The 579-nt window shown below is 35.6% G+C and carries 1 pseudogene; it reads left to right on the top strand.

The window, feature by feature from the left end:
* Positions 1 to 264 (top strand): annotated as a pseudogene (locus A9165_RS17030) (hypothetical protein); the annotation flags it as partial.
* Positions 265 to 579: the final 315 nt, after the last annotated feature.

The following is a 579-nucleotide window of genomic DNA, read 5'->3' as shown; positions in this document are numbered from 1 at the left end:
CAAAATTTCTGGGGATACCTCAGGAGATTTAACTCTGCTAAAGATGGTCGGATCGATGACAATTGTTTTGAGTTTTCAGTAGGTAACTGCAAATGTTTTCTGAAAGCACAGGCATTTGGTAAAGGTAATGAAACCGAAATCGTTTTTTTAGATACTGTTCTAGAATGTGATTTTCTTGAAAATCACCAACACTTAGACGCTGATTTTGGACGCGTGAAACCGAAAGCTGGAAGAAAACGAATTTTGGAGTACAAGCCGAGTTGAAAGTTGATTATTAAAAAGTTGCGATGGAATGACAATAATTAACTGTATGAAATAGTACAGTGCTTAAATAAAATCACCTAACGACTGCTTTAATTTTAAATAGAGTAGTGTTTTTACTGAGCAAGCCCTCTCTATTTGAATAATGTTATTTGTAAAACAAGATATAAAAGTTTTTTCCACCGTAATAATGTTGTGTTGCTATTGTCGAAAGAAGGAAAATCAGGGGGGGCTCAACTGCTGTAAGTTTATGACTCTGCTACAGTGTTTTCGATCGGTAAACATTGTCTAAAGTATCTGAGGGATCCCCACAAATTG

Source organism: Alishewanella sp. HH-ZS, from assembly GCF_001704375.1.
Classification (GTDB): domain Bacteria; phylum Pseudomonadota; class Gammaproteobacteria; order Enterobacterales; family Alteromonadaceae; genus Alishewanella; species Alishewanella aestuarii.
This window is presented reverse-complemented; position numbering and strand designations above follow the sequence as displayed.